We start from the raw sequence: 8,215 nt of genomic DNA on the forward strand, positions 1-8,215 counted from the left end.
GGGCTAGCCAGGCGCGTTCGGCACGACCTGCAACCTGTAGACGCAAGAGCCTCCGGCGGGCATTGCCGTCCTTTTCGGAAAATGACGCCGTATCCCGCCGGCGGCCCCGGCAACCCGCTACCGGGAGACGGTGCGGACCAGCATGCTCTCGATGTTCGGAAGTGCATGGCCGAGTCGATGCTCCGCCTGGGCCGCGACGGCCTCGGCATCCGCGAGGGACGTGCAATCGACTGCCAGTGTGGCGGCACCTTGGAGGCGGTGGCCGATCCACCGCAGCTGCAGTGTTGTCACCGCTCGCACCCCGTCGGTTCCTTCCAAGGCCGCGCGCGCCGTGTCCAGGTAGATGGGTTCGATGCCGTCCATCAGACGCCGGCCTATGCTCTTGATCGTGCCGACGAGCAAGATGATGATCGCCACGGAAATCGACAGGCCAATGACCGGGTCGGCCAGGGGGAATCCCAGCATTACGCCCGCGGCGCCAATGACGACGGCAAGAGAGGTGAATCCGTCGGTACGGGCGTGCACGCCGTCGGCTACCAATGCAGCAGATCCGATCTTCTGCCCCACGCGGATGCGGTAGACGGCCACGATCTCGTTGCCGGCGAAGCCAACAATCCCCGCCGCGAGCACCCACCACAGGTTCTCAAGGGGCTGGGGGTTGAAGAACCGCTCGATTGACTGCCACGCGGCCAGCACGGCTGAGAGTGCGATGACCGCGACGATGAACAGGCCGGCCAGGTCCTCTGCCCGCCCATATCCATAGGTATACCGCTTGGTGGCCGCGCGCCTCCCCAGGATGAAGGCGACCCACAGCGGCACGGCTGTCAGCGCGTCGGAGAAATTGTGGATCGTATCGGCCAACAGGGCAACGGAACCACTGATGGCCACCACGGCAACCTGGAGCAATGTCGTCGCCAGCAGGATCACCATGCTGATCTTCAGCGCCCGCACGCCCTCCTTGTTCGCCTGGAGCGCGTCATAGATGGAATCGGCTGCATCGTGGCTGTGCGGCACAAAAAGGCCGTAGAGGAATCCCTTGATGCCCCTCGGATGTGAATGCCCCGACGGGCCGTGGTCGTGATGTCCATGCCCGCTTGCCGGTTCGTGCTTGCGTGAATGCCGGTTGTCATGGTTGGACGGGGTGCTCATTGCGTGTCTCCGGCCCCGATGCCGTGGTGGTGCCGTGGGGTGCCGCCGAGCGAATGCTCGGCCTGGAAGATCGCGTCCGAGACCAGCTGGCGGGCATGCTCGTTTTCGAGCCGGTAGAACACCCGGGTTCCTTCCTGGCGGGTGCCGACGAAACGCGCCAGCCGAAGCTTGGCCAGATGCTGCGACACGGCTGCCGGGGACTTGTCCACAATTTCCGCCAGATGGTTCACGGACATTTCCCCGTCCCGCAGCGCCAGTATCAGCCGAATCCTCGTCGCGTCCGCGAGCATGGCAAACACCTCGACCGCCAACTCGACATACTGGCTGTCCGGTTCACGACCGCACATCTTCTTATCTGCATCCATACGCAGATTATTGCATGAAAGTCGAGAGTCCTCCGGTGGCCAACCCGGTGCTGCCGGCAGCACCAGCGGGCGGAAGCGCCCGGGGCCCTGCTCTATTCCGCTACCTCGCGCGGGTGTGGTGTCGGCCCCTGGTCCGGACGCCATGGGCCTTGTATTCGTGCCAGGTCAGCCAGACGATGAAGATGTCGAATGCGGTCAGCAGGGCCAGGCCCCAGGAGTAGGCGATGAAGAGCTCGTACACCTGGTAGAGGATGAAGACCAGCAGGAAGCCGATCATCCAGGGGTAGGCCCAGAGCTTGTCCCGCAACACCGCCCACACCAGCACGACCTTTACCAGCCCGTGCAGCAAGAGGTAGATCGCGGCGAACAGGCTCGCCGAGACGGTCAGCTTCCCCGCGAGGTCCACCAGGACGGTGGCGATCAGGTCATCGGGGTCCTCGGACAGCTCGTGCTGCGTCAGCACCCTGACCAGCGACCCGATTCGATCCGGCGGGACCAGCAGGAAAAGGAGGCCGCCGACCAGCTCGAGGACCCCATCGAGGCCCTTCAGCATCAGGCTGATCCTGAAGGTGCGATCCAGCCACGTGCCGCCGAGCAGATTCCGATCCATCATTCCTCCAGTTCGTAACAGGCGTTACACTGGCAATTGTGACACATGATGTGAGGTGGTCGTTGATACTTTGGCAGACGCCCTCCGAGCCCTCGCGCTACCGTGTTGCCGTATGGCGCCAGCTGCGCAGGTCCGGAGCGGTGCCCCTGGTCTCCGGCGCTTGGGTGGTTCCGGCCGACGCGGCGTTCCAACCTGATGTCGACCGGGCGGCGCAATTGTGCCGCGAGGCCGGCGGGACGTTTGCCGTCATCGATGCCTCCCCCCGAGATGACGCCTCCGCCGCCATGATCACCGATGCGTACCGGCTCGTGCGCATCGATGAATGGGCCGAGTTCGAGGCGGACTGCAGCAAGTTCGAGGCCGAAATCGCCCGCGAGATCGACAAGCAGAAATTCACCTTCGCGGAACTTGAGGAAGAGGAACAAAGCCTTTCCCGGCTCAAGCGCTGGTACCGGGACCTGAAGAAACGCGACGTGCTGGGATTGGCCGAGGCAAAGGCGGCGGAGGAGCGGCTACGCGGCTGCACCACAATCCTGGACGGCTATGCCGAACAGGTGTACGCCACCGTGCAGGCGACGGCCCTCCCGGATATTCCCGCCGACGAAAACCAGAAACGCCAGACCAGGAAGGAATGACCGGCCATGGACCCGGACAACCCCACCGCCGACACCGCAGGGAACCAAAGTAGTCCACCACCACGCCAGGACGCCCCTGCCCGGCACATGGGCCGTCCGGAACCCGGGCCGGGCACCGGCGCCGGCTGTGAAGTCCAGCCCCCAGGGCGCCCGCACGGTGCAGGGTTCCGGTCGTTGTTGGCCAGCCCCGGGGCGGGATTGCTGATTCCAACGCAGCTGCTGCTTGTTGTCTACGTTGGCGCCTCTGCCTTAGATGGTTCATGGAGCAAGGCCGTCATCCCGGCACTGCTTGTAGCGGCAGCATTGGTGCCCCCTGTCCTCGAGCTCGCATTCGCCACAAGGCTGCCGAGATGGCTGCACGGCTGCTATGCCGGGTTCCTGCTGGCAGGGCCCTTCGCCGGGGGGCGGTTGGGCCTGTATGGGGTGTGGGGCCATTGGGACAAGGTCGTCCACTTTTTCTCCGGCCTATTGGTCGGCTGCACCGCGATACTCGCCCTGGGCATCGTGGGCCGACGGAAGTGCCTTGCCCTTCCCGGGTTCCTGTTCACCGCGGCCGCCCTGGTCTGTGGTGGGTTCGTGGCCGCGGTGTGGGAGATCGCCGAGTACACCAGCGACCACCTGGTGGGCACGCACGCCCAGAACGCGAGCCTGGAGGACACGATGACGGACATCATCTGCGGTGTCGTCGGCGCGGCGATAGTGGCCATCCTGGCCGGCGTCCACCACCGAGGCCACCAGTGTCCTGCGGTCGCCTCCCTGCTCCGGGACCGCGACTTCACCGCCGAACCGGCCCGCCAGGGCCACCATCACCATGCAGGTTCTGAAGCAACCGGAAAGCAAGGGAAACCATGACGCCCAGACGATGCCGGCACTTGTGAATTGGCTCGGAACGCTCCTGGGCATCCTGGGCGGATTTGTGGCGGTGTATGCGATCCTGTTGCTCCTGCTGTGGGTCTATGCACGCAAACATCCCGGAGTCGTAGGCCTGAAGGATGCGCTGCGCCTGGTGCCGGAGCTGCTCTTGCTTCTGAAACGGATCATGACCGACGCCAGCATCGGGTGGCGGGCCAGGCTGCTGGTTCTCCTATTGTTGCTGTATCTGGCCTCCCCCTTTGATCTGGTGCCCGACATCATCCCGGTCATCGGTTTTGCCGACGATGTGATCATCGTGGCCTGGGCATTGCGATCCGTCATACGATCCGCCGGACCCCAAACCATCCAGCGCCACTGGACGGGCTCCGAGGCGGGCCGTCACATCATCGAACGCCTCGCTGGCCTAGCCGGACCTTTGGGCACGGACAATGAACGCCCCTGAACAGTTCTCTTGACCTGGAAGCTTTCAGCTCCCCGCGGGCACCCCCAGACCTTGGACCCGACCACCGCATGAACGTGGTTTGGGTGGCGCTTCGTCCACCAGCGATCCTGGGAAACTGCGTATTATTGCCGAACCAGCGTTGCCCGCCATGCGTGCTCGCGCAGAAGCCGAATCCGGCCAATGTGGCGGGCCTCCAATTCCGCGAAGGAACAGTGGTGAACAGCCCCAATTCCGCGCATTCCTTTCCCGGGCTTCTGGTTTTGATGCCAGGGAACCACCTCCGCTTCGCCAGTTTTTCCACAGAAATGATCTAGCAAGATGCCGATCGCCATCGAAAACACCAGCGGGATCTAAGGAAATATCACACGCAGGAACATGGCCTCGTCTTGCATCCCATGGGATGCAAGACGCCTGGTCGAGACACTTCCCCACCCCCAGGGATTCCCAGAAAGACGTACAACCCAAATTCTTTCTACTATGTCGCGCAAGTGACCACCTGAAAATAGGTACTCCACCAGTGTTGCAAGACAGATTTGAGGGTTAGCGTGGGAAAACTCATCGGTTACGCGCGGGTCTCGACCCGCGGCCAGGACACCGACCGGCAAACCGCCGACCTGCTCGCCGCTGGAGTCCGCCGCGACGACCTCTATATCGATCGCGGCATCAGCGGAGCCCGGGCAGCCCGGCCAGCACTCGACAAAGCGCTGGATTCACTACATGCCGGTGACACGTTGGTGATCACGACACTGGACAGGCTTGGACGTTCCACCACCAACATGCTCACCCTCGCCGAACACCTCAAGGAACAGGGCGTGAACCTGCGCGTACTGAATCTCGGCGGCGGTGACGTGGACACCGGCACCCCGATGGGTTCCATGCTCTTCACCCTCACTGCTGCTTTGGCCCAGATGGAACTGGAGATCAAACGCGAACGGATCACCGATTCCGTCGCCAAGCGCCGCGCAGCCGGCCGCGACCTCGGCGGCCGGCGCCCCACCTTCACCGACAGTCAAGTCGAAAACGCACGCCGACTCATCGCCGCCGGCCAACCGGCCATCGAAGTCGCCCGCGACCTGGGCATGTCACGAGCCACGCTGTACCGCAGAATCGCTGATCTCGACGCGAAGGAATGGCTACGCCGGCACTAGGCCGGAATGAAGCGCCATATCTCCCCGCCGGCCGTGGTCAGTTCATACATGGGACGGCCACGCACCCGGGTCTTGGCCGGCACCATGCTGGCATGGCCGTCGCACACCCGCCGCACTTCGTGCAACGCTTCGGCCGCCATCACCGCAAGTTCCTCCTCGAGGTCCATGACGAAGTCCACGTGGACGAAATCGTCTTGGTAGAACAACTCGAAGACATCACCTCGGGACCGTATCCGGAAGTGCTCACCACCGTTAGCGTGCGTCTGCAGCTCAACCCCGGCGGGGCCGGTTGTGATCTCGTAGGGCCGGTCGCCGAGCTCGGCAACGGCAGCTGCGCGAAGCACGTTGACGACTCCTTGGTTGTGTTGCTCGCCATCCTTTAGCCGTTGCTCTCTTTTCCTTGCACGCCGCAACCACCCGGGCATGGGGATCAGCCCGACCGGGGCTTGCCATCCCGTGGAGTCGACCACCGTCCCGTCCGCTAATTCGACGTCCAGGTGTTTGCGTCCGGGCGCACTGTATTGCTTCCACCTTCCGGCGCATACGGCCTCGATGACGCCTTGGATCATCTCTATGGACTCCTCACTCCAGTCCAACTCCCACCGGTTCGTCCCGTCCCCGAAACTCAGCAGCAGATCATCCTCACCAAGGCAGGTCAAGACCAGATCAGGTTCACTTTTGCCCAGGCCCTGCACGGTGGCATCAGCGAAAAACGATCCATCCACCTCGGTGGGCAGGCATGTCTCCATCAAGCTCGCCTCACCGAAAAGGCTGGATCGCAAACGCTCCAGAAGGGATTCCCACCGGACATCGAGTTCACCCACTACGCGATCACCCACGTCGCCTACCCCCCTTTATGCAACTCATGGCATCAAGCTATCTCCACGAGCCCAAGTGGGGACTCATCACCGTGCCGTGAGAACAGAACGGCCGGTTCTAGGCATCCCAGGACCGAGGAACTGAGACACTCGGGTTGAAGCGCGGACACTGATATCTATTACCACCAGCTGCTTTCCCGAAAACCGTCCGGCCGCAGGAAGCAGTCAGCGTGCTTTCAACGGCAACCGGTCCAAGTCCTTGCCTACATGAAACTTTCCCGAGAATCCCTTGCTCGCGGCGTCAAAACGCGACAGTGGTGGTTCGGAGGGAACCAGATGGGTCAGGACCAGTTGGCCCACGCCGGCATCCTCGGCGATCTTGCCCAGCGTGGAAGCGGAAGTATGGGCCGCGAAGAGATGCTGCCGGATCCCTGGGTCATCCTTGTAGACCGTATCCACCCATTCATCATCGATGACCTCGTGCAGCAACATATCCGCGCCCTGGGCAATCTTCCCGATGTTCGGCGTCGGCCCCGTATCCCCTGAAATAACGACCGACCCGCCATCGGTGTCGAAGCGAAACGCGAAGGCAGGGAAGACCGGGTAATGATCAACCAGGATGGCCGAGACCTTCACGCGGTCGTCTTCGTAGATATCGAAGGGGTCCATCTCCGGCATGTGCTTCTTGGTCTCCAACCCAACCTCATAGCCGGGGATCTTGATGTCCTCGACGTCGACCAGGTCCCTGAGGTTGATGAAACCGTTGTCACGGACCCGGTCGTTTATATCGGTTGCGTACGCGTCAAAGACCGAGTTTGTCATGTCCACCGTGCCCGGCATGGGGTTTTTCGGACTCGCCGGTTCCGGCACCTTGTCCTCATCAAACGCCGGCGGCAGCGTCTTGCGTCTTCCCGGCCCCATGACCTTCACCGGGTCCTTCACCAGGTTCAACCCGTTCCACCACCCGTAATTGAACATCTTGAAGTACTCGATGGTGTGGTCCGAGTGCAAGTGCGTGAGGAAGAGGCCGCGCAGGGTCGAGAATTCCTCATATTCCTTATTGCCGTTCGGGTTCGCGATCATGTATTGATCCGGTGCCCGGTCCCCCACATCCACGACGTAGGTGGCGTCCCCGACAACGATCGCGGTTGATATGCCCGCAGGTTGGACCTTCGGGTACCAGCCTGGCCCGCCATTGATGCCAAGGAGCACTACATGGGGTTCCTTCAAAGGCGCCGACGGAGCTGCAGACGCCAAACTGCTGGAGGAGCTCGGGCGAGGATTCGCCGGCGTGCAACCTGCCAGGATGCCGGCCAGCCCGGCCCCGGCCAATGCGGTACCGCCACCGAGGATGGTCCGGCGGTTCAGGTGCTGGCCGGGCTGCTGGTTGTTCATGGGGATCCTTTGATTCGATAGGCGGAGGGCTTGCGCGATGTTGCCGGGCAAAGCCGGACACCGCTTTCGGACAGCATGGCATCAACGGCCACACAGAATCCCGTATCCGACACCTGTCTGCGCCCGTGGCCAACAACGAGACGCAGGACGACAAGAAAGCGGATCCGCACCCTCGTTTATGACGCGGAAATGCACACAAAACGTCCATGCTCTTCCGGGTTTCGCCCTAAACCCGTCACCTCGAGTGGGGTACATGCTCTGCAGGGCTCTCGAAGTACGCCGCCGGCCGCGTCTCATATAGAGCCAGAAACTGAAGTTCTAGAGATGAAGGAAATGAGACAGGTTATATGGACGGCTCAAAGACGCCGGATCCGCACGAACTGCCCCCATTTTTTGTGCTCGGGGGCGGTACTGACTTAGTCTCATCAAACGAACGTTTTCCGAGACCCTCGCCGCCGACGGAAGCCCGAGCCAAAGGAGCCGCTCGATCCGCTTCCGGATTTGTCAGATGGATCCCATGACCTTCTTGGCCAACCCAACGAAGGCCTCAACCACTCCGCTGGTCGTCCCAAGTGCTGCCACTTCGACCGCCTTGCCGATCAGCTTCTTGATTTTGCCGCTATCAGGCTCGGATCGGATGAGTTCACCCTCAAGCGTCCTCGACGACTTCAACTTCGTTTCAAGGTCAGACATTGGCGCTCCCCCATTTATCGGCAGTTCGTCTCCAACTCTAGCCACGCTGTCAGGCAGACCAAGAGCTGCCAGTCATCAGGCTAGTAG

Annotated in this window: 10 protein-coding genes; 4 read left to right on the forward strand and 6 right to left on the reverse strand. The window is 62.3% G+C overall.

From position 1 onward, the window contains the following. Nucleotides 1–117: 117 nt before the first annotated feature. From AB8M85_RS17330 to AB8M85_RS17340, 3 genes are all read right to left on the reverse strand, one after another. Complete coding sequence (locus AB8M85_RS17330) at nt 118–1,149, reverse strand: cation diffusion facilitator family transporter (RefSeq protein WP_372700091.1); 1,032 nt, start codon at nt 1,147–1,149, stop codon at nt 118–120. Next, entirely contained in the window at nt 1,146–1,514 is a 369-nt protein-coding gene (locus AB8M85_RS17335) for an ArsR/SmtB family transcription factor (protein WP_372700092.1), read from the reverse strand. Before AB8M85_RS17335 ends, AB8M85_RS17330 begins: the two co-directional genes overlap by 4 nt. Nucleotides 1,515–1,614: 100 nt before the next feature. Beyond that, nucleotides 1,615–2,127, reverse strand: a complete 513-nt coding sequence (locus tag AB8M85_RS17340) for a DUF2127 domain-containing protein (protein WP_372700093.1) — start codon at nt 2,125–2,127, stop codon at nt 1,615–1,617. 47 nt (nt 2,128–2,174) lie between these two features. On the opposite strand from AB8M85_RS17340, the gene AB8M85_RS17345 reads away from it, so the two are divergent. From AB8M85_RS17345 to AB8M85_RS17360, 4 genes are all read left to right on the forward strand, one after another. Next, complete coding sequence (locus AB8M85_RS17345; protein ID WP_372700100.1) at nt 2,175–2,759, forward strand: Chromate resistance protein ChrB; 585 nt, start codon at nt 2,175–2,177, stop codon at nt 2,757–2,759. A gap of 306 nt (nt 2,760–3,065) precedes the next feature. Further along, the gene (locus tag AB8M85_RS17350) at nt 3,066–3,611 is read left to right on the forward strand and encodes a hypothetical protein (protein WP_372700094.1); all 546 of its coding nucleotides are present in this window, start codon (nt 3,066–3,068) and stop codon (nt 3,609–3,611) included. Further along, nucleotides 3,571–4,074 (forward strand): YkvA family protein, encoded by a 504-nt coding sequence (locus AB8M85_RS17355; RefSeq protein WP_372700095.1) that lies wholly within the window; start codon nt 3,571–3,573, stop codon nt 4,072–4,074. Before AB8M85_RS17350 ends, AB8M85_RS17355 begins: the two co-directional genes overlap by 41 nt. Before the next feature lie 545 nt (nt 4,075–4,619). Continuing rightward, a complete protein-coding gene (locus AB8M85_RS17360) occupies nt 4,620–5,222 on the forward strand; it encodes a recombinase family protein (RefSeq protein WP_372700096.1) in 603 nt (200 codons plus the stop codon). Here the strand turns inward: AB8M85_RS17360 and AB8M85_RS17365 are convergent. The 3 genes from AB8M85_RS17365 to AB8M85_RS17375 all read right to left on the reverse strand — a co-directional run bounded on the left by AB8M85_RS17365 (nt 5,219) and on the right by AB8M85_RS17375 (nt 8,128). Continuing rightward, nucleotides 5,219–6,046: a hypothetical protein gene (locus AB8M85_RS17365; protein WP_372700097.1), complete on the reverse strand. Its 828-nt coding sequence runs from the start codon at nt 6,044–6,046 to the stop codon at nt 5,219–5,221. The genes AB8M85_RS17360 and AB8M85_RS17365 overlap by 4 nt on opposite strands. A 219-nt stretch (nt 6,047–6,265) precedes the next feature. After that, on the reverse strand, nt 6,266–7,435 hold the full coding sequence (locus AB8M85_RS17370) for an MBL fold metallo-hydrolase (RefSeq protein ID WP_372700098.1): 1,170 nt from the start codon (nt 7,433–7,435) through the stop codon (nt 6,266–6,268). Nucleotides 7,436–7,939: 504 nt separating this feature from the next. Then, nucleotides 7,940–8,128 carry a hypothetical protein gene (locus tag AB8M85_RS17375; protein WP_372700099.1) on the reverse strand — a complete coding sequence of 63 codons (189 nt, stop codon included), beginning with the start codon at nt 8,126–8,128 and terminating at the stop codon, nt 7,940–7,942. Nucleotides 8,129–8,215: the final 87 nt, after the last annotated feature.

Source organism: Arthrobacter sp. JSM 101049 (assembly GCF_041679245.1).
Classification (GTDB): Bacteria; Actinomycetota; Actinomycetes; order Actinomycetales; family Micrococcaceae; genus Arthrobacter_H.

What these genes read in the sequence shown, in the direction of transcription:
- AB8M85_RS17375 (WP_372700099.1), bottom strand. Translation starts at nt 8,128, where the DNA reads ATGTCTGACCTTGAAACGAAGTTGAAGTCGTCGAGGACGCTTGAGGGT.
- AB8M85_RS17340 (WP_372700093.1), bottom strand. Translation starts at nt 2,127, where the DNA reads ATGATGGATCGGAATCTGCTCGGCGGCACGTGGCTGGATCGCACCTTC.
- AB8M85_RS17330 (WP_372700091.1), bottom strand. Translation starts at nt 1,149, where the DNA reads ATGAGCACCCCGTCCAACCATGACAACCGGCATTCACGCAAGCACGAA.
- AB8M85_RS17370 (WP_372700098.1), bottom strand. Translation starts at nt 7,435, where the DNA reads ATGAACAACCAGCAGCCCGGCCAGCACCTGAACCGCCGGACCATCCTC.
- AB8M85_RS17355 (WP_372700095.1), top strand. Translation starts at nt 3,571, where the DNA reads ATGCAGGTTCTGAAGCAACCGGAAAGCAAGGGAAACCATGACGCCCAG.
- AB8M85_RS17335 (WP_372700092.1), bottom strand. Translation starts at nt 1,514, where the DNA reads ATGGATGCAGATAAGAAGATGTGCGGTCGTGAACCGGACAGCCAGTAT.